13 protein-coding genes are annotated in these 19,152 nt (G+C 70.0%); 3 read left to right on the forward strand and 10 right to left on the reverse strand.

The features are described from left to right. Positions 1-315 precede the first annotated feature (315 nt). The 3 genes from IE277_RS24475 to IE277_RS24485 form a co-directional block, all read right to left on the reverse strand. Entirely contained in the window at positions 316-1,221 is a 906-nt protein-coding gene (locus tag IE277_RS24475; RefSeq protein WP_189955835.1) for an ADP-ribosylglycohydrolase family protein, read from the reverse strand. Positions 1,222-1,233: 12 nt separating this feature from the next. Further along, a complete protein-coding gene (locus IE277_RS24480; protein WP_189955836.1) occupies positions 1,234-1,893 on the reverse strand; it encodes a histidine phosphatase family protein in 660 nt (219 codons plus the stop codon). Positions 1,894-2,090: 197 nt separating this feature from the next. Beyond that, positions 2,091-2,696, reverse strand: coding sequence for a YdbC family protein (locus IE277_RS24485; protein ID WP_189955837.1), 606 nt, complete (start codon positions 2,694-2,696; stop codon positions 2,091-2,093). A gap of 153 nt (positions 2,697-2,849) precedes the next feature. Between IE277_RS24485 and IE277_RS24490 the strand changes: the two genes are divergently transcribed. Next, a complete protein-coding gene (locus IE277_RS24490) occupies positions 2,850-3,377 on the forward strand; it encodes a TerD family protein (protein WP_189955838.1) in 528 nt (175 codons plus the stop codon). A gap of 108 nt (positions 3,378-3,485) precedes the next feature. Here IE277_RS24490 and IE277_RS24495 read toward each other — a convergent pair whose 3' ends face one another. Further along, positions 3,486-6,389: a vitamin B12-dependent ribonucleotide reductase gene (locus tag IE277_RS24495; protein WP_189955839.1), complete on the reverse strand. Its 2,904-nt coding sequence runs from the start codon at positions 6,387-6,389 to the stop codon at positions 3,486-3,488. Between the two features lie 164 nt (positions 6,390-6,553). Further along, positions 6,554-7,105 carry a transcriptional regulator NrdR gene (gene nrdR / locus IE277_RS24500; protein WP_189955840.1) on the reverse strand — a complete coding sequence of 184 codons (552 nt, stop codon included), beginning with the start codon at positions 7,103-7,105 and terminating at the stop codon, positions 6,554-6,556. Positions 7,106-7,673: 568 nt separating this feature from the next. On the opposite strand from nrdR, the gene lexA reads away from it, so the two are divergent. Beyond that, complete coding sequence (gene lexA, locus IE277_RS24505; protein ID WP_189955841.1) at positions 7,674-8,453, forward strand: transcriptional repressor LexA; 780 nt, start codon at positions 7,674-7,676, stop codon at positions 8,451-8,453. A 205-nt stretch (positions 8,454-8,658) separates the two neighbouring features. Here lexA and IE277_RS24510 read toward each other — a convergent pair whose 3' ends face one another. From IE277_RS24510 to IE277_RS24525, 4 genes are all read right to left on the reverse strand, one after another. After that, entirely contained in the window at positions 8,659-10,650 is a 1,992-nt protein-coding gene (locus IE277_RS24510) for an ATP-dependent DNA helicase (protein ID WP_189955842.1), read from the reverse strand. Between the two features lie 214 nt (positions 10,651-10,864). Next, the gene (locus IE277_RS24515; RefSeq protein WP_189955843.1) at positions 10,865-11,674 is read right to left on the reverse strand and encodes a GNAT family N-acetyltransferase; all 810 of its coding nucleotides are present in this window, start codon (positions 11,672-11,674) and stop codon (positions 10,865-10,867) included. A 132-nt stretch (positions 11,675-11,806) separates the two neighbouring features. Beyond that, positions 11,807-13,963 carry an IucA/IucC family protein gene (locus tag IE277_RS24520; RefSeq protein ID WP_189955844.1) on the reverse strand — a complete coding sequence of 719 codons (2,157 nt, stop codon included), beginning with the start codon at positions 13,961-13,963 and terminating at the stop codon, positions 11,807-11,809. A 360-nt stretch (positions 13,964-14,323) separates the two neighbouring features. After that, positions 14,324-15,763, reverse strand: coding sequence for a diaminobutyrate--2-oxoglutarate transaminase family protein (locus IE277_RS24525; protein ID WP_189955845.1), 1,440 nt, complete (start codon positions 15,761-15,763; stop codon positions 14,324-14,326). Between the two features lie 529 nt (positions 15,764-16,292). Between IE277_RS24525 and IE277_RS24530 the strand changes: the two genes are divergently transcribed. Next, positions 16,293-17,516: a trypsin-like serine peptidase gene (locus IE277_RS24530; protein WP_189955846.1), complete on the forward strand. Its 1,224-nt coding sequence runs from the start codon at positions 16,293-16,295 to the stop codon at positions 17,514-17,516. A 99-nt stretch (positions 17,517-17,615) separates the two neighbouring features. On the opposite strand, the gene hflX is transcribed toward IE277_RS24530, so the two are convergent. Further along, entirely contained in the window at positions 17,616-19,109 is a 1,494-nt protein-coding gene (gene hflX, locus IE277_RS24535; protein WP_189955847.1) for a GTPase HflX, read from the reverse strand. Positions 19,110-19,152: the final 43 nt, after the last annotated feature.

Genomic DNA, 19,152 nt, shown 5'->3' on the forward strand with positions numbered 1-19,152 from the left:
GCACCACCAGCGCCACCAGCACCCCCAGCACCCCCATGAGCACCAGAGCGCGCACCATCACCAGAACCGGCACCGCGCCTGCCATCGCCACACCCCCCTCCGGCCCTCCGACCGCTGCTCCACGACTCTCCGTCGATCCCGCCACCGAAGGCCACGACCTGCGGCGGTTACGGGAAGAACGGGCGGTGGTCACGGAGAGTTCCCAGCGGGCACGGAGAGTTTCAGGGTCGAAGAGGCCCGAACAGCCGGAGGGCAGGCGCCCAGACTCCGACCCCGCCCTCGATCCTCGCCCGCGGCCCTCGCCCCCGGGCTATGTCAGAGCCCCGTGGGCGCCCACTCCGGCAGTGCCTCGGTGCGTTCCGTCCACGCGGCGGGCGGGGCTCCCGCCTTGGCGGAGGCGAGCACGCCGCCCACGATCGCGCAGGTCGTGTCCATGTCGCCGCCGACGCCGGCCGTCGTCCAGAAGGCCGTCTCGTAGTCACCGAGGCTGCGTGCGGCGGACCAGAGGGCGAAGGGAACGGTGTCGTGGGCGGTCGTACGCCGACCGCATCCCAGCACTGCCGCGACGGTGCCCGCGTCGGCGTAGTCGAGCATGTCGCGGGCCCGTCGAAGTCCCTGGCCGACCGCGCTCTTGGGCACCAGGGCGATGACCCCGTCGAGGAGCGCCTCCGGGCCGGGCGGGCCGTCCGGGGAGCCGGCCAGCGCCGCCGCGGCGGCCACGGCCATGGCGCCGACGACCGCCTCACGGTGCTGATGGGTGGGGTAGGCCGAGATCTCCGCCTGGTGAGTCGCCTGCTGGGGGTCGTCGGCGTACCAGGCGCCCAGGGGGGCGATCCGCATCGCCGCTCCGTTGCCCCAGGATCCCCGTCCGTTGAACAGTCCGGCGGCCAGCTCACGCCAGTCCTCGCCCTCCCGGACGAGTCTCAGCAGGCGGTTGACCGCGGGGCCGTAGCCCCGGTCGAAGTCGTGGTGCTCGGCGAAGGAGCGGGCCAGGGCGTCCTGGTCGATGCGACGCCGGGCGGCGAGGACGGCGACCACGGAGCACGCCATCTCGGTGTCGTCCGTCCACTGCCACGGCCCCGCGGGCAGCTCGCGTCGCTTCAGCAGGGGGTGGTTCGCCGGTACGAAGAACTGGGAGCCCAGGGCGTCCCCCACGGCCAGTCCGCGCAGGCTCGCCAGGGCGCGCTCCAGGCGCCCGGAGGAAGAGGAGTCAGCGGTCATCGCTCTGCCACTCTATCCGTTCACCCAGTACGACAGCGGTTCCCGCCAGCGCTCGAAGGGCCGGTCCAGGGAGTACCTGCCGTCCTCGCCGAGTACGAGCATCCGCATCTCGGCGTTCCCGGGGTTCGACAGCGACTCGAATTCCGCGACCGTCCAGTGGAACCAGCGCATACAGAACAGCCGCATCGCCAGTCCGTGTGTCACCAGGAGGACGTTCGGCGGATGGTCCGGGTCCTCGAAGCTGCGGAACAGGCTCTCCAGGAAGCCGCCGACCCGGTCGTAGACATCGGCTCCGGACTCGCCCTGCGGGAACCGGAAGAAGAAGTGGCCGTACGCGTCGCGATAAGCCTTCTGCAGGCGCACGTCGTCGCGGTCCTGCCAGTTGCCCCAGTCCTGTTCACGCAGGCGGGGCTCCTCCCGGACACGTATGAGATCCGGGTCGAGATGGAACGCGCGGAGCGTCTCGTGGGTCCGGCGGTACGGGGAGACGTACACGCTCACCCGCTCGCGCCCGAAGAGCTCCCGCAGTTCCTTGCCGGTCTCCTCGGCCTGCCCCCAGCCGCGCTCGGTGAGCGCGAGTGCGTGGTCGGGCTCGCGCTCGTACACGGAGTCGTCGACGTTGCCCGTGGACTCGCCGTGCCGGACAAGGACGATGCGCCGTGGTCGTGCCATGCCAAAACCCTAGATCGAACGAGGCGGAGTCGAGGACTCGTACGGGCCCCATACGGCGTAGGTCACACGAAATCCCGCGTCGCGAGCCCCTCCCGGGCGCCGTGTGCGCACCTTCAGGGAGCGGGTTCGACCCTCCAAGCAGCGAGTTCGATATTCAAACTCACCCAATTCAAACTCACGAAGGGGGTGGTGCGGTCTCAGACCGTCCAGGACGGCTCCATGTCCACGATGTCGCCGGAGAGCGCCGCGACGTCGGCCTCGGTCTGGGCGCGCAGTGCGAGTCGTTCCACCCGCTCGGTGCGGTATTTGCCGTGCTCGGCCGCCGACCGCCACATCGACAGGACCAGGAACTCCTGCTCGGGCGCCTCCCCGAACATGCCGCGGATCATGCCGGGCGAACCGGCCATCGCGGGGTTCCACACCTTCTCCTGCATGAGGGTGAAGTGCTCGACGCGCTCCTCGTGGATCCGGCACAGGGCCACGCGGATCAGATCGGCGTCGGTGAACCGCGGTTCGAAGCCCGTCTTCACATCGAAGCGGTACTCGAACAGCTTGACCTGCGCGTCCTTGAACGTGCCGGCCTGGGCGGACGCCAGGCGGTCGTGCGAGCGGGCCATGAAGGAGTCGTAGAAGGCGCGGCTCTCCCAGAAGGCGAAGATGTGCGCCACTCCCGGCCGCTGCCGGCTCCAGCCACCGCCCTGTCCCCGAAACCCCGGCTCCCCCAGAAGCCCCGCCCATTTCCGCTGCCCGCGCTCGAAGCCGCGGCGGTCCACCACGGCGCAGCGAATCCACTTGACCAGCACCGCGCCATCGTAAGGCCACCTGGCGTGGCGTCGGTCACGCTCCGGCGGAGATCACCCGCGCGTACGCCCCCGCACGCGTGGCACGATGGACAAGATATCCCGGCTCCATGGGAGTTGAGGGCGAGGCAACCACCAGGGGGAAGGGGAAGCCCGTTGACCGGCTTCAGCAAAGGAATGGACAAGGTCGAGGTCGCGCTGAAGTGGGACCCCAGCCCGGCGGGCCAGCCGCCGACCGATCTCGACATCGTCGCCGCTACGTTCGTCTCGGATGACGCGTACGGCGAGCCGGCCTACGTGGTGCACTTCGACAGCCGGTCACCGGACGGCACGATCTTCCTCAACCGCGACAGCACGGACGGCAGGGGTTTCGGCTGGGACGAGGTTATGTCCCTGGAACTGGGCCGGCTCGACGCCCGGTACGCGCGCGTGCTGGTCGGTGTCGTCATCCAACAGCGGACCGGACACAAGACGTTCTCCCAGGTGCTGAATCCGGCCATGCGCGTCCGGGAGCGCTACACCGTGCTCGCCGAGGACGACTTCGGCTCGGTGCCCGGGGCGACGGCGGCCACGATCGCCGAGTTCGCGCGGGACGCCGCCGGGGAGTGGCTGTTCCGTCCCGGGGTGCACGGCTTCGAGGAGGACCCGGCGACCTTCACCCGGGTCATGGGCAGGGCTCGGTAGCGGCGTCCCGGGCAGGACCCGGCAGAGGCAACCGGGCAGGACCCGGCAAAGGTAAGGGGCGCCGACCAAAGTCGGCGCCCCTTACCTCACTTCAGTGATGTCGGGTCATCAGCTGCAGCCGCTGGTGGAGCCGCAGCCCTCGCAGATGTAGCAGGAACCGGCCCGCTGCATCTTTGTACCGCAGGAGAAGCACAGCGGGGCGTCGGCCTGGATGCCCAGCTGCATCTCCACCAGCTCGGCACTGGTGTGGGCCTGCTTCGGGGCCGACTTGACCGCCTCGGACTCGGCCTTCGGCGCGGCGACCGCCTTCAGCTCCTGGGCACGCGGGGCCGACTGGGCCAGGCCCTCGACGTCGACGTCATCGATGGCCTGCTCGTAGGAACCGGTCTCCAGGTGCCGCTGGCGCTCCTCGGCGGAGTGGATGCCGAGCGCGGAGCGGGTCTCGAAGGGCAGGAAGTCCAGCGCCAGGCGGCGGAAGATGTAGTCGACGATCGACTGCGCCATCCGCACGTCCGGGTCGTCCGTCATACCGGCCGGCTCGAAGCGCATGTTGGTGAACTTGGAGACGTACGTCTCCAGCGGCACGCCGTACTGGAGGCCGACGGAGACCGCGATGGAGAAGGCGTCCATCATGCCCGCGAGGGTCGAGCCCTGCTTGGACATCTTCAGGAAGACCTCGCCGAGACCGTCGTCCGGGTAGGAGTTGGCAGTCATGTAGCCCTCGGCGCCGCCGACGGTGAAGGACGTGGTGATCCCCGGGCGGCCCTTGGGCAGACGCTTGCGGACCGGGCGGTACTCGACGACCTTCTCGACCGCGGTACGGATCGTGTCCTCGGCCTTCTCCGCGATCTCGGCCTTCTCGGCCGCCTTGTCGTCCTTCTTCTTGGCGGAAAGGGGCTGGCCGACCTTGCAGTTGTCGCGGTAGATCGCGAGCGCCTTGACGCCGAGCTTCCAGGCCTCGAAGTAGATCTCCTCGACCTCCTCGACGGTCGCCGTCTCCGGCATGTTGACCGTCTTGGAGATGGCGCCGGAGATCCACGGCTGGATCGCGGCCATCATGCGGACGTGGCCCATCGGGGAGATGGCGCGCTCGCCCATGGCGCAGTCGAAGACCTCGTAGTGCTCGTGCTTGAGGCTCGGGGCGTCGATCACATTGCCGTGCTCGGCGATGTGGGCGACGATCGCCTCGATCTGCTCCTCCTGGTAGCCCAGGCGGCGCAGGGCCTGCGGGACGGTGCCGTTGACGATCTGCATCGAGCCGCCGCCGACCAGCTTCTTGAACTTCACGAGCGCCAGGTCGGGCTCGACACCGGTGGTGTCGCAGGACATCGCGAGGCCGATGGTGCCGGTCGGGGCGAGAACGGACGCCTGGGAGTTGCGGAAACCGTTCTTCTCGCCGAGACGCACCACGTCCTGCCAGGCCTCCGTGGCGGCGGCCCACACCGGGGTGTCCAGGTCGTCCATGCGGACGGCCACGCCGTTGGCGTCGGCGTGCTGCTTCATGACGCGCTGGTGGGCGTCGGCGTTGCGGGCGTAGCCGTCGTACGTGCCGACGACCGAGGCCAGCTCGGCGGAGCGGCGGTAGGCCGTACCCGTCATCAGGGAGGTGATGGCGCCGGCGAGGGCGCGGCCGCCGTCGGAGTCGTAGGCGTGGCCGGTGGCCATCAGCAGGGCGCCGAGGTTGGCGTAGCCGATGCCGAGCTGGCGGAACGCGCGCGTGTTCTCGCCGATCTTCTGCGTCGGGAAGTCCGCGAAGCAGATCGAGATGTCCATCGCGGTGATGACCAGCTCGACGACCTTCTGGAAGCGCTCGGTCTCGAAGGACTGGTTGCCCTTGCTGTCGTCCTTCAGGAACTTCATCAGGTTCAGCGAGGCCAGGTTGCAGGACGTGTTGTCCAGGTGCATGTACTCGCTGCACGGGTTCGACGCGGTGATCCGGCCGGACTCGGGGCAGGTGTGCCAGTTGTTGATCATGTCGTCGTACTGGATGCCCGGGTCGGCGCAGGCCCAGGCCGCCTCGGCGATCTTGCGGAAGAGCGACTTGGCGTCGACCTCCTCAAGGACCTCACCGGTCATCCGGGCGCGCAGGCCGAAGTTGCCGCCGTCCTCGACCGCCTTCATGAACTCGTCGTTCACACGGACCGAGTTGTTGGCGTTCTGGTACTGGACGGAGGTGATGTCGTCGCCGCCCAGGTCCATGTCGAAGCCCGCGTCGCGCAGGACGCGGATCTTCTCCTCCTCCTTGACCTTGGTCTCGATGAAGTCCTCGATGTCGGGGTGATCGACGTCGAGCACGACCATCTTGGCGGCGCGGCGGGTGGCGCCGCCGGACTTGATGGTGCCGGCGGAGGCGTCGGCGCCGCGCATGAAGGAGACCGGGCCGGAGGCGTTGCCGCCGGAGGAGAGAAGCTCCTTGGAGGAGCGGATGCGGGAGAGGTTCAGGCCGGCGCCGGAGCCGCCCTTGAAGATCATGCCCTCTTCCTTGTACCAGTCGAGGATCGACTCCATGGAGTCGTCGACGGACAGGATGAAGCAGGCGGAGACCTGCTGGGGCTGCGCGGTGCCCACGTTGAACCACACAGGGCTGTTGAAGCTGAAGATCTGGTGCAGGAGGGCGTACGCCAGCTCGTGCTCGAAGATCTCGGCGTCGGCGGGCGAGGAGAAGTACTTGTGGTCCTCACCGGCCTTCCGGTACGTCTTCACGATGCGGTCGATCAGCTGCTTGAGGCTGGTCTCGCGCTGCGGGGTGCCGACGGCACCGCGGAAGTACTTGCTGGTGACGATGTTGACCGCGTTCACCGACCAGAAGTCGGGGAACTCGACGCCACGCTGCTCGAAGTTGACCGAGCCGTCGCGCCAGTTGGTCATGACGACGTCACGGCTCACCCATTCCACCTCGTCGTACGGGTGCACGCCGGGGGTGGTGTGGATGCGCTCGATACGCAGTCCCTTGGTGGCCTTGGTGCCCTTGGCTCGGGAACCTCGTGCCGGACCGCTCGCCGTCTCTGTCATGCCGCCTCCCTCTACGGGCAAAAACGCCCTGAAGTGCCCCGTTTGTTCCCGTGGCACGGTGTTCTGTCTTGTGTTGCGGACACCCTCAGCTGCCGCCCGCAACAGGTCTTGGTCGCCGCCTTCCGGCCGGAACCCGGTCCTCCTACCGGTTTCCGGCCCACCGGTCAGTCGGCGGCGTGGGCGGGCACAGGGACCTCGGTGGTCCCGCCGGGCCCGCGTTCGTCTTCCCGGCTCCCCGCTCCCGCGTCTTCCTCGTCCGCGACAGGGCCCCGCGTCGCCTCCCTCAGCTCCGCGATGGCGGCCTCGAAGTCCTCGAGCGAGTCGAACGCCCGGTAGACGGAGGCGAATCGCAGATAGGCGACGAGGTCGAGCTCCTGCAACGGGCCGAGTATGGCCAGCCCCACGTCATGGGTGGACAGCTCGGCGCTTCCGGTGGCCCGCAGCGCCTCCTCGACCCGCTGGCCGAGCTGGGCGAGGGCGTCCTCGGTGACAGGCCGCCCCTGGCATGCCTTGCGCACACCGTTGATGACCTTGGTACGGCTGAAAGGCTCGGTGACCCCGGACCGCTTGATCACCATGAGCGAGCAGGTCTCCACGGTCGTGAAACGACGGGAGCAGTCGGGGCACTGGCGGCGTCTGCGGATCGACGTGCCGTCGTCGGTCGTACGACTGTCGACCACGCGGCTGTCGGGGTGCCTGCAGAAGGGGCAGTGCATGATCTCCAACCCTCCTCTACAGCAGACTCAACAACCTCACCGGACCCACGGGCCCCGCGAAGCAGCCCTAAGCATAGGCGATCGCGGAGCCTCATCAGACCCGGGGGACCACAACTTCTGGGCTGCTGTAGCCATCCAACCACTAGATGTAGGGATTGGCCCATACACCCAGGCAGTCACGCGTGTCGCAACGGAACGGCGGCGAACACCCGGCACATGGGCGACCCTTGCGGGGACACGCGGGCACAGAGCCGTACCTCTGTGGCGCTTACGGAGATACCGTGGGCGCCGCACGGAGGACACGTGGGACTCCGGCACAGAAGGCGCCCGGAGCCCGGACCAGCGGATTCCGGATGGCAGACTGGGGTGACGACTCACGAGGTCGGCGACCCCGGCGGTGAAGGGTACAACAATGGGCGCTTTTGTCCGCCAGGTGGGGCGTTAGCAATACACCCAGACACATGATCGCGTCAGGTGAATCGCACTTTTTCACTCGAACGTGTGTTTGGCGCAACCTTTCGAAAGCAACTACCGTTGTCCAGCAGGGAGACCATCGAGAGGGGCCGACGTGACCACCACCGCAGACAGTGCCACCATCACCGCCCAGGACCGCTCCCAGGGCCGAGTCGAGCCGGTACACGTGATGAACGAAGCCACGAATCCCGAGGGACAAAAGCGCTCCCTGCCGGGCCGACCTCCAGGAATCCGGGCGGACAGCTCGGGACTCACCGACCGGCAGCGCCGGGTGATCGAGGTCATCCGGGACTCCGTGCAGCGACGCGGCTATCCGCCGTCGATGCGCGAGATCGGCCAGGCCGTCGGGCTGTCGAGCACCTCCTCGGTGGCGCATCAACTGATGGCACTGGAGCGCAAGGGCTTCCTGCGCCGCGACCCGCACCGCCCGCGTGCGTACGAGGTGCGCGGCTCGGACCAGGCCGTGACCGTGCAGCCCACGGACACCGCCGGCAAGCCCGCCGCGTCGTACGTCCCGCTGGTCGGCCGGATCGCCGCCGGTGGCCCCATCCTCGCGGAAGAGTCCGTCGAGGACGTCTTCCCCCTCCCCCGTCAGCTCGTCGGCGACGGTGAGCTGTTCGTCCTCAAGGTCGTCGGCGACTCCATGATCGAGGCCGCGATCTGCGACGGCGACTGGGTGACCGTGCGCCGTCAGCCCGTCGCCGAGAACGGCGACATCGTGGCGGCCATGCTCGACGGCGAAGCCACCGTCAAGCGCTTCAAGCGCGAGGACGGCCACGTCTGGCTCCTCCCGCACAACGCGGCCTACGAACCGATCCCCGGCGACGACGCGACCATTCTGGGCAAGGTCGTCGCGGTGCTGCGACGCGTGTGACGCCTGCAGCGGGCGCGCCGCGCGGCTGCTCGCTCCCTGACCGGGCCCCGGAACCCCTGCGCCGGTTCCGGGGTCCTGCTGTATCCGGATCCGGCGCCCGGCCGCGTCCCTCTCAAGGCGCCCGGCCGCGTCCGCGTCCAGGAGGGTGATTTCCGGCGCTTTCCCATCGCGGGGTAGCCTGACCGCCGGTCAGGCTACCCCGCGATCACTCGGCCCCGGCCCGCTCTGCTTCCGACTCCCTGGCCGCCGCGTCGATCGCGGCCAGGGACTTACGGACCTGGTTACGGTCCGTGGTGGACCAGAACTCCGGCAGTGACGCCTTCAGATAGCCGCCGTAGCGTGCGGTGGCCAGTCGCTGATCCAGTACGGCAACCACGCCCCGGTCCCCCGTCGCACGGACGAGCCGGCCCGCGCCCTGGGCCATGAGCAGCGCCGCGTGCGTGGCGGCGACCGCCATGAAGCCATTGCCGCCGGCGTCCTCCACCGCCTTCTGCCGGGCGCTCATCAACGGATCGTCCGGACGCGGGAACGGGATCTTGTCCATGACGACCAGCTGGCAGCTCGGGCCGGGCACGTCGACGCCCTGCCACAGGGACAGGGTGCCGAACAGACAGGTCTTCGGATCGGCCGCGAAGTTCTTGATCAGTTCGCCGAGGGTCTCCTCGCCCTGGAGCAGGATCGGGAACTCGGGGATCCGCGAGCGCAGTTCCTCCGCCGCGAGCTGCGCGGCCCGCATGGACGAGAACAGACCGAGGGTGCGGCCTCCCGCCGCCTGGATCAGCTCGGTCAGCTCGTCGAGCATGTCGGAGCGCTCGCCGTCCCGCGCGGGGCGCGAGAGATGCTTGGCGATGTAGAGGATGCCCTGCTTGGGATAGTCGAAGGGGGAGCCGACGTCGACGCCCTTCCACTGCGGCAGGTCCTCGCCCTCCGTGCCCTCGGCGCCGAGCCCCAGGGAGGCGCCGACGCCGTTGAAGTCGCCGCCCAGCTTGAGGGTCGCCGAGGTGAGGACGACCGAGCGGTCCGCGAAGAGCTTCTCCCTGAGCAGACCCGAGACCGACATCGGGGCGACGCGCAGGGAGGCGCCGAAGCGGTCGTGCCGCTCGTACCAGACGACGTCCCACTCCGAGCCGTTCACGACCCGCTCCGCCACGTCGTGCACCGCCTCCACGGAGGCCAGCGCCTGCTTGCGGACCGCGTCCTCGTCCTGCACCGACTTGTCGCGCGTCGCGCCGATCGCGGAGATGACCGTACGGGCGGCGTCCCGCAGGGCCATCAGGGCGTAGCCGAGGTCTTCCGGGATCTCCTCCAGGCGGCCCGGCAGGGCCAGCTCCATCAGCCGCTCGAAGCCCTCGGCGGCGGTCTGGAGCTGATCCGCGGCCTTCTCGTTCACGAGCTTGGCGGCGCGCCGCACCGCGCGGTTGACCTGACCGGGCGTGAGTTCCCCGGTCGCGACACCGGTGACCCGGGAGACGAGTTCATGGGCCTCGTCCACGATCAGCACCTCGTGCTGCGGCAGCACCGGCGCGCCCTCGATGGCGTCGATGGCGAGCAGCGCGTGGTTCGTGACCACGACCTCGGCGAGCTTGGCACGTTCGCGGGCCATCTCCGCGAAGCACTCGGCGCCGTACGCGCACTTCGACGCGCCCACGCACTCCCGTGACGACACCGACACCTGCGCCCAGGCCCGGTCCGACACGCCGGGAGTGAGATCGTCCCGGTCGCCGGTCTCGGTCCCGTCCGACCAGTCGCGCAGCCGCAGGAGGTCCTGCCCCAGCTTGCTCGTCGGCGCGGCGGCCTCGAACTGGTCGAAGAGCCCGTCCTCCTCGTCCTGCGGCATGCCCTCGTGCAGCCGGTGCAGACAGAGGTAGTTCGAGCGGCCCTTGAGCATCGCGAAACCCGGGCGGCGGCGCAGCAGCGGGTGCAGGGCGTCGACCGTGCGGGGCAGATCGCGCTCCACGAGCTGGCGCTGCAGCGCGAGGGTGGCCGTCGCCACGACCACCCGTTCCCCGTGCGCGAGCGCCGGCACCAGGTAGCCGAGCGACTTTCCGGTGCCGGTGCCGGCCTGGACCAGCAGATGGGATCCGTCGTCGATCGCCTCGGCGACCGCTTCGGCCATGGTCACCTGGCCGGGGCGCTCTGTGCCGCCGACAGCGGCGACGGCGGCATGCAGGAGTTCGGGGAGTGAGGGCTTCGTCATAGCCCGACCACCCTACGGCCCGGCACTGACAAACGGGCGATCAAGGCGGGGACGGGCGGCGGGATCACGGCCGGGCTCCTGGAGGGGTGGGCGGGCGCGAGGCGCACGCGGACGGGTTCGAAGGAAAGGGGCGGACAGGTTTCGAGAAAACGGAGGAAGTGCGGGCGCGGTCGACCCAGGCGGGGACCACATGTGAACGCACCCTCACAGGGCGTTACATCACATCGCGCAGGGCCCGGTCCCGGATCATGACAGCGGCCCGCTTGCCGGGCAGCTCGACCTCCTCCGCGAACCGGAAGCCGGCGCTCAGGAACGCCGCCACGGACGGGGCGTTGCGAAGATCGGGTTCCGCTACGACCCGTGCGCACGCCGGGCGCCGGTCGAGGATCAGGTCGGCCACGGCTCGGAGCAGGGCGGATCCCAGCCCGCGCCCTCGGTCCCCGGCCTCGCCGACGAGGAGGTGGATCCCGGTGTCATGGGGACGGGCCGGATAGTGGCGGGCCAGCGGATCCAGGTCGGCGCGGTAGATCTCCCAGTAGCTCATCGGTGTGCCGTCCAGTACGCCGAGACACGGCACGCTGCGCCCGTCGCCGTCGAGCTGAGCGCGCAGATGGTCCTCCGTCCGCTTCTGGGAGCCGGCCAGCTCCCAGAAGGGCGCTACGGCGGGGTCGTTCATCCACCGATGGATGCGGGGCAGGTCCTCGTCGACGCGCACGGGCAGGAGCTGGAAGGTGCCGACGGGGGTGACCACCGGACCCCAGGTGTGGAGTTGGTCCAGGAGGTGGGCCGCCCCTACGGCGAAGACGGCGAGGAACTCGGAGGGCAGCTGCAGTTCCAGGGTGTCCTCGCAGTCCCCTTCGTCGTCCTCGATGGCGAACCCGGTGAAGGGGGCGGCCGGTGTGCTGCCCGCGCTGTCCCCTCGGGGGCCGTCGGCGCCCCGGACCACAGGGGCACCCGGGGGGACGGGGGTGCCGGAAGGGGCGGGGCGGGCGCCGAGGCCGGCGTTCGCGTCGGTGGGAGGCAAGGTGCGCTCCTCTCAGGAGACGAGGTGGGTCATGGTCCTCGGTGATGCGGGGAGACAAGGGAGACAGCGGAGACAGGTGGACGGGCTCAGGGATGAACGGTGGGTGGGCTCGGGGATGAAGGGTGGACGGGCTCAGGGATGAAGAGGGTTGGCGATGGTGACGTAGACGGACTGGGTGTCGACCGGGCCGATGAGTTCGTCAAGGCCGTGCAGCCGGGTCAGCAGGTTGGCCTTGCAGCGCAGGACGGGTGAGTCGAGCAGATGGCGGGGCAGCGGGGTACGCAGTGCGCCGGGTCCCGTGGCGACGCCGGTGAGGAAGCGACGGAAGGCCGCGAGGAGGAGTCTTTCGTCGACAAGGCGCTGGGAGCCGAACGCGCCGATCAGGCCCAGCACATTGTTGATGGCCAGGTAGTAGGCGAAGCGTTCGTCGGTGACCTCGTCGGAGACGAAGGTGTCGCTGCGCTCTCCGACGCCGGGCAGCCGGGATCCCAGTTCGGCGCGCCGGGACTCGCGGAAGTAGTAGCCCTGGTTGTCGCGGTAGCGGCCGCCGGCGGGCCAGCCGTCGCGGTCGAGCAGGAGCAGGGTGTTCTGCTGGTGGGCTTCGAGGGCGATGCCCGCCTCGCCGTCCAGCCAGAGGACGGGACGGACGACCTGCTCCAGGTACCGGAGGAACCACTCGGCGGCAACGGCGCCGACGGGCCGGCCGGTGTGCGCGGCGAGCCGCGTGATGAGCAGGGCCAAGCGGGACCGCATGGGCCAAGTGCCCTGTCGGGGCGAGGAGTTGACCGCTGGTTCGGCAGCGGGACGGGGCGATACGAGCGCCGAGGAGTTGCCGGCCGGTTCGACGACGGGACGCGGCGAGACGAGTCCGGCGACACAGCCGACATCCTCGCTCGGCGCGAACGGGTTGTGTCTGATCAGCACGTCGAGTCCGGTGACGGGCCCCTGGTCCGGGTCGTCGACGGCGAGCCAGGCCGGGTCGCGGACGATGTCGAAGCCGGGGTGTACGGCCTGCCACTGCTTGGCCAGGCCGGTGCGCAGCAGCCGGTGCACCTCGACTCCCCGGTGCAGTTCCTTGCGGAGGTTCTCCCGGCGGGAGTTGGTGATGCGCAGGCCGAGCGACAGCTTGAGCATCGCCGGGGCACCGGATCGGTGGACGGTGCGGACGGAGGAGGTGGGATGCCAGCTGGGTCCGAGGGGGCCGAGGTCACGGAGGAGGCCGGAGTCGAGCAGAGCGGCGACGGCTGCGCGGTGGCGCAGTTCGCGGGCCTGCCATGGGTGCAGGGGGAGGGCGGCGTGGCCGTCGGGCAGTGGGAGACCGGTATCGGCGAAGCGCCTTGTGAGGTCGGCGGCGGGGACGGGTCGGCCGCGCTCGGTCCAGGCGGAGTCGCAGGCGAGGAGGGCAGGGGCGACCGCGATCCAGTGCAGAGGGAAGGAGCCCCGCAACTCCGGTGAGTAGCGGGGGGTTTCCGAAGCGGTCAGGCCTTCCCGGCTCTTGGGGGTCGGGTGCAGGGGGTGTCCGAGCAGGAGGGCCTGCTCGGCGGAGAGAAAGAGATCGGGCCCGTCGGCGGGGCGCTCGCGCCGGTCACGGATGAAGATGGCGGTGTGTCGGACGGAGTCGGCGACCCGGCCCACCAGGCCGCCGCCATCGCTTTCGCTACCGGCTCTGCCACCGCCATCGCTGCCGGCACCGGCCCTGCCGCCACCATCGCTGTCGCCACCGGCTCTGCCACCGCCATCGCTACCGCCGCCGGCTCTGCCGTACCCGTCGTCGCCGGCCGCAGGGTGCCCGGCGGGGGCGTCTCCGTGGGTGCCGGCGATGGGCTTCCGGGGACGGCAGCCGCTGAGCGTGGCGCCCGCTGCCTCCCGGGCGAGCAGCGCCGCCAGGGTGGCGGAGTCTACGGCGGGGGCGGTGTCGGGGGCGCTGTGCAGGCGTGGCGGGCCGAAGCGGTGCCAGCCGGTCGGCGACCAGTAGCGGACCGGCACGAGCAGGGCGGTGCCGCTGGCCGGGAGCGGAAGGTGGAGGGTGCCGTTGGTGGGGGCGGCCAGGCCGGTCTCTCGTACCCAGCAGCGCAGGAGGTTCTCCACGGCGGCGGCCTGGGCGGCGGTGTGCGGGTCAGGATGTTCCAGGAGCTCGCATCCGGGCTCGGTCACCCGGGTGAGATCCGCGGTGCGCCTTTTCTGCTGGGGAACCGACTCGGCGAGCGGCACGGGAGAGGCCGGCGTGCCGGAGTCGCCCTGTTCGTCGGGGGCACCGGAGCTGCCGTCGGGTGTGGGCGTGTCGTTCATGACGGCTCCTCGTAGCTGGCTGGGAGGTGCGGGTTCCTGCTGTCGCTGTGTCGCCGTTCCCGGGTGGCGCCGACGCTTGCCCTTGTGGCGGCCTCGGTGGCGGATCACCCTGGTCGCGGAGAGCGGGGGAGCGGGAGCGGGAGAGCTGTGGGTGTGGGTCACGGGAGGCCGGTGCGGCCCGAATGTCCTCACTGGTAGGGGTGTTGGGGTGGTCGGGACGGAAAGGGCGAGAGGGCGGAAGAGGATGGGAGGGCGGGAAGGGCGGAATGGACAGGCAGGACGGGAAGGGAGCGATTCCGAGGGCTGCTGCCGGCTTCGGGAACCGGGCAGTGTGGGCGCTGCCCTCAGTCCGCACCCTGGTCAGAGGTCCGCACCCTGGTCAGATCCATGGTGTCTGAGGTGACGCGGGCTCTTCCCCTCGTGCGTGCGGGCCACCGCTGCCACCGCGTCCGCCAGGCGGTCCAGAACGGCCGCCGCCTGCTCGTCGCTGATCGTGAGCGGGGGAAGCAGCCGGACCACGGCCGCGTGACGGCCGCCGAGTTCGACGATCAATCCGCGCTGGAGGCACTCCCGTTGGACGGCGACGGCGAGGTCGGGCGCGGCCGGGTGCGGTGTGCGGGGGGACTCCAGGTCGGGGGACGCGGCGTGGCGGTCGCCGGATTCGGCTGCGGAGCCTTCGGGATCCACCAGTTCGAGCCCGATCATCAGCCCCCGTCCCCGCACCTCCCCTACGCAGGCGAACCTGTCGGCCAGCTCACGGAGTTGGCGCAGCATGCGGGTGCCGAGGTCGGCGGCGCGTTCGGCGAGGCCGTTCTCCCGCACATGGCTGAGGGTCGCGGTGCCCGCGGCCATGGCGAGTTGGTTGCCTCGGAAGGTTCCGGCGTGGGCGCCGGGTTGCCAGACGTCGAGATCGTCGCGGTAGACGATCACGGCCAGCGGGAGGCTGCCGCCGATGGCCTTGGACAGGACCATGACGTCAGGGGTGATACCGCTGTGGTCGACGGCCCAGAAGGCGCCCGTCCTACCGACGCCGGTCTGGATCTCGTCGGCGATCAGCGGGATCTCCCGGGCGGCCGTGAGCTGCCGCATACGGCGCAGCCAGTCGTCCGGTCCGGGGATCACCCCGCCCTCGCCCTGGACGGGTTCGAGGATCATCCCGGCGGGCAGCGGCACACCCGACTTGGGGTCGTCGAGGAGGGACTCGGTCCAGTGGGCGGCGAGTTCGGCGCCGCGCGGTCCGCCGACGCCGAAGGGGCAGCGGTAGTCCTGTGGATAGGGCAGACGGGCGACCTGGATGTCACGGGCGCCGCCCGAGGCGGCCAGGGCACCGGCGGTCATGCCGTGGTAGGCGCCGGTGAAGGCGAGGACACCGGTGCGGCCGGTCGCGGCCCGGACCAGTTTGAGGGCGGCCTCGACGGCGTCCGTTCCGGCCGGTCCGCAGAACTGGACGCGTCCGCGGTCGGCGAGGCCGGCCGGGAGGGTGCGGAACAGTTCGGTGATGAAGGCGTCCTTGACGGGGGTGGCCAGGTCGAGGACGGAGAGGGGGGCGCCGGAGTCGAGGACGCCGCGGATGGCTTCCAGTACGACCGGATGGTTGTGGCCGAGGGCGAGGGTGCCGGCGCCCGAGAGACAGTCGAGATAGCGACGGCCGTCGGCGCCCTCGATGGTGAGCCCGCGCGCCCTGACCGGGACGATGGGCAGCGCCCGTGCGTAGGTACGGGCGGAGGATTCCCGCGCCGACTGGCGTCTGAGGATCCCCTCGTGCACGGCGGGCGCTCCCCCGTTCGTGTCTCCAGCCATCGACTCCGTAACGGCCACCGGTCGCTGTCCTCCCCGCTGTTCAGAGGCGAGTTGATCCACGGGGACCAAGTGCAGGCAGCTGGCCCCCCACCGCTACAACCTCCGGCCGTTCGACGGGTTACGGGTTGCCGCAAGATCATTGCCGGGACGGCAGGACGACGGCAGGTCGACAGCCGACCGTCAGACGGACGACGGCCGACCGCCGGGCGGACGACGGGCGGACGACGGACGGTCGGGGTGTTCCGCACGGTCTCACGCGCCGCGCCCCCAACGTCGGTCGGATCAGGGAACGGATCAAGGACAGGAGCGGTGAATGGACGTCAAACCGGTAGATCCACGGATGATTGGCCAGCTCAGACGGCTTGTAGCCGAACCGTTGCCGTTCCATCGGAAGTCCCCCACAGCGAGCGCATAGTCTGGGACGCCGTTTCCCAAAACGATCGTGGGACGGCCGTGAACGTCCCATGAGTTCACGGCCGGTGGCGCGACCGAAGCGCCGAGTACCTTCACAACAGGGGGAGTCAAGAGCATGCGATCCATACGACCGTCGTTCACTGATCGGCGAGGGAGGGGCACCCGCACCTCCACCTCGCTCGCGGCGGTCGCCCTCGCCTCGGCGCTGGCGCTGACCGCCACCGCCTGCAACGGCGACGACAACGCCAGCGGCCAGCCGACCGCGTCCGCGTCCGCGACCTCGGCCGGCGACGGAAAGATCAAGATCCCGGACGACCTGAAGCAGAAGCTGAAGGACCACGGCATCGACATCGACAAGTGGAAGAACGGCGCCTGGAAGAACTGGAACAAGCAGGACTGGCTGCGCGAGGCCAACGACTTCATCAACCCGATCATCAAGGGCCTGTGGGACCCGAACCGGATGCGCCACTCCAACGACCCGAGCAAGGGTGTCAAGGACAATGACATCTCGGGTGACCAGGGCGTGACGGACCCGACCCCGCAGCCGGTGAAGGCGCAGTCGGTGGCGACGCCGTACCACGTCAACGCGGCCGCCTCGGGCAAGGTGTTCTTCGACTCCCCCGAGGGCCACATGGTCTGCTCGGGCACGGTCGTGGAGGACCCCGCGCACCCGGGCAAGTCCAACCTGGTCTGGACGGCGGGTCACTGTGTGCACGCCGGCAAGAGCGGCGGCTGGTACCGCAACATGGCCTTCGTGCCGTCGTACAACAACTCCGGCAAGCCGGCCGCCCAGCTGCAGAACGCCACCCGGTCCGAGATCGCCCCGTACGGCGTGTGGTGGGCCGATGCGGCGCAGACCTCGCAGCAGTGGATCGACCAGGGCGGTGAGACCGGCGGCAACGGTGCCCCGTATGACTTCGCGGTGATCCATGTGACGCCGGAGCAGGGCAACAGCGGCAAGTCGCTGGAGGAGACGGTCGGCGGGGCGCTGCCGGTGAACTTCAACGCTCCGGCGGTGCCGAAGGTCAGCGGCGGCATCACCGCGTCCGGCTACCCGGAGGCGGCTCCGTTCGACGGTCAGCTGCTGTACCAGTGCAAGGACAAGCCGGGTCGGCTGTCCATCGCCAAGTCGGAGCCGACGATGTACCGCATCGGCTGCACGATGACCGCGGGCTCCTCCGGCGGCGGCTGGGTGGAGACGGGCACGGACGGCAAGCTGGCTCTGGTGTCCAACACCTCCATCGGCCCGGTGACGTCGGGCTGGCTGGCCGGTCCCCGGCTGGGCGATGTGGCCAAGGGTGTGTACCAGTCGGTCAGCAAGAAGTTCGCCGGGCAGTAAGGGCGGGCGGAATCGCCGCCTCGTCGGCGGAGTGACTGCTCCCTGAGAGCACGAAGGCCCGCCCCCTGAAAAAGGGGCGGGCCTTCGTCATGGAGTCGGTCAGGCCGCCGGCACCGGAACGTACGGCGCCAGGTCCGCCGCCAGTTCCTCGTGCACCCGGACCTTGAGCAGGGTGCCCTCCGCGGTGTGCTCCTCGGAGATCACCTCGCCCTCGGTGTGGGCGCGGGCGACGAGCTTGCCGTGCGTGTAGGGCACGAGCGCCTCGATCTCGACCGAGGGGCGGGGCAGGTCGTTGTCGATCAGGGCGAGCAGTTCCTCGATGCCCTGGCCGGTGCGGGCCGAGACGGCGATCGAGCGCTTCTCGACCCTGAGCAGTCGCTGGAGGACCAGCGGGTCCGCCGCGTCCGCCTTGTTGATCACGACGATCTCGGGCACGTCGGTGGCGCCGACGTCCCGGATCACCTCGCGCACGGCGGCGAGCTGCTCCTCCGGTACCGGGTGCGAGCCGTCCACCACGTGCAGGATGAGGTCGGAGTCGCCGACCTCCTCCATGGTGGAGCGGAACGCCTCGACCAGGTGGTGCGGAAGGTGGCGTACGAAGCCGACGGTGTCCGCCAGCGTGTACAGCCGACCGCTCGGGGTCTCCGCGCGGCGGACGGTCGGGTCCAGGGTCGCGAACAGGGCGTTCTCGACCAGGACGCCGGCGCCCGTGAGTCGGTTGAGCAGGGAGGACTTGCCGGCGTTGGTGTAGCCCGCGATGGCGACGGACGGCACCTTGTTGCGTCGGCGTTCCTGGCGCTTGATCTCGCGGCCGGTCTTCATCTCCGCGATCTCCCGGCGCATCTTCGCCATCTTCTCGCGGATCCGGCGCCGGTCCGTCTCGATCTTGGTCTCACCGGGGCCACGGGTGGCGAGGCCGCCGCCCTTGCCGCCGCCCATCTGGCGGGACAGCGACTGACCCCAGCCGCGCAGCCTCGGCAGCATGTACTGCATCTGCGCGAGCGAGACCTGCGCCTTGCCCTCGCGGGACTTGGCGTGCTGGGCGAAGATGTCCAGGATCAGGGCCGTACGGTCGACGACCTTGACCTTGGCGATGTCCTCCAGCTGGATCAGCTGGCCGGGGCTCAGCTCACCGTCGCAGATCACGGTGTCGGCACCGGTCTCGACGACGATGTCGCGCAGCTCCAGGGCCTTGCCGGAGCCGATGTAGGTGGCCGCGTCGGGCTTGTCACGGCGCTGGATCACGCCGTCGAGGACGAGTGCGCCCGCGGTCTCCGCGAGGGCGGCCAGCTCCGCGAGGGAGTTGTCGGCGTCCTGTGCGGTGCCGGTGGTCCACACCCCGACGAGCACGACCCGCTCCAGGCGGAGCTGTCGGTACTCGACCTCGGTGACGTCCTCCAGCTCGGTGGACAGACCCGCCACGCGGCGCAGGGCCGCGCGCTCGGAGCGGTCGAACTGGTCGCCGTCCCGCTCGCCGTCGATCTCGTGGCTCCAGGCGACGTCCTCTTCCATCAGGGCATCGGCCCGAAGACCTTCGGGATAGTCGTGCGCGAGGCGCTTGGTGTCCTGGGAAGGGGAAGAAGAGGAGGTCATTGGATCCTTACGTCGATGGGAGTGCCTGTGCGGGCAGTCATAG

Source organism: Streptomyces alanosinicus, from assembly GCF_014650595.1.
GTDB classification, from domain to species: domain Bacteria; phylum Actinomycetota; class Actinomycetes; order Streptomycetales; family Streptomycetaceae; genus Streptomyces; species Streptomyces alanosinicus.